Genomic DNA, 1,729 nt, shown 5'->3' with positions numbered 1-1,729 from the left:
TGATAAATGCCCATACGAACACCAGTAAAGCTTGAATGATATTTACATCCATGTTGTTTCTCCTTTCAAATCAATGATTTAAGATAAGATTTTTTTAATTTTTTGATAAATTATTATTTGAATAATTCATAAAGAATCACATACAGGTAAGAATAAGCGTTATATAAAAGTAATATGAAATAAAAAGCGGGAAACCATATGTTAGCTACGTGTTCGCAACCGATGATTTCATTATTGCAATTCTATTCCTGGCATTGTATGGTTTATATGAGGATAGGCAGTTGGAAGGTGTAAGGATGAAAGGGAAATCAGTAGGTATAAAAAAAGCAAACGGAATGGGGAGCGTATATAAGCTACAGGGAAATCGTAGAAAGCCCTGGGTTGCATGCGTGACCGTTTCCTATAAACGAAAGGATGGAATGCGGCATCAGAAGCGTAAAATCATCGGATATTATGAGACAGAGGAAATGGCGGAGTTTTCGTTATGGAATTATAATAAGAATCCTGTCTTGTATGCGGAAATCGAAAAGCTGGGTTCGATTACATTTGAAAATGTTTATATGGAATGGTCATCCACAAAATATCGCAATATATCCCAAACGGCAATCAACGGTTATAAGGCAGCGTATGCAAGATGCTCCAGTATATGGCATGTACGCATGAGCGATCTTAGAGCAATGCATTTCCAGCGCATAATGGATGAAAGTACGCTGTCACTGTCAAGTGATCTCAAGCTGCGTTCTTTGATGATGCTGGTCTGTGAATATGCAGTTCAAAACGATATTATTCAGAAAAACTACGCAAAATACGTGATTATCAACAGAAAAGAGGATCATCCGGAAATACACAAGCCATTTACAGAATGGGAGATTGAGCAGCTGTTTGACCATGAGAATCTTCCGCTCGTGGATACGATTCTAATCATGATCTATACAGGTTTTCGTGTAGGGGAGCTGTTTAACATTCGCAGAGAGGATGTGGATGTACAGAATATGACTATACGCGGAGGAAGCAAAACAGAAGCTGGAAAAAACAGGCTGGTTCCAGTACATGAAAAGATTCAGAAATATGTGATGGATTATTATCTGCAGGATAAAGAATATCTGATCAGTGATGCGGATACAGGAAAGAAATTCAATTATCATATGTATCGCAATCAGTATTTCGATAAAATCATGGATATGCTGGATATGGAACACCTGCCGCATGACTGTCGTCATACGTTTGCTACACGATTAAGTAATTATGGCGCAAATAGTACCTGCATTAAAAAACTGATTGGACACAGCTCCTATACCACAACAGAAAAAATCTATACCCATAAGGATGTTGCTCAGCTGCGGCGTGCCATATCTACCCTGAAATGATGGTAGCTACGTGTTAGCTACCATGTACAATCACTGAAATATACATGATAAATCATAATAATATAAGAAATCACAAGGCTTCTGGTTAGATGGCTTTGTGATTTTTAATTTAAAAATAAAAAATAGATCGAAGTTATTTATGGATATAAAAAAGATATAAGTTTATTCACTGTTTATGTAAATATTTGGAAATTATTTGGTATGGTACTGCTTTGGTATGAATCGTATAATGAAAGCAGAAAGACAACTATATTAAAGTCAAGTAGTAATTTATGAAAAAGTATGAAATATAAAATACTTGAAAATATAGTATTCGATCTTTGAAATTGTGAATGTAAATATGTTGAAAAGAACTATAGTTA

General features: G+C 35.3%; 1 protein-coding gene. It reads left to right on the top strand.

Features of this window, described 5'->3' with window-relative positions:
- The first annotated feature begins 296 nt into the window (after nt 1–296).
- Nucleotides 297–1,367: a site-specific integrase gene (locus NE665_RS23610; protein WP_117442217.1), complete on the top strand. Its 1,071-nt coding sequence runs from the start codon at nt 297–299 to the stop codon at nt 1,365–1,367.
- Nucleotides 1,368–1,729 lie beyond the last annotated feature (362 nt).

Source organism: Clostridium sp. DFI.1.208 (assembly GCF_024463855.1).
Taxonomy (GTDB): Bacteria; Bacillota_I; Bacilli_A; order Erysipelotrichales; family Erysipelotrichaceae; genus Clostridium_AQ.
The sequence above is the reverse complement of the archived record's forward strand: the minus strand, read 5'-3'. Positions and strand labels throughout refer to the sequence as shown.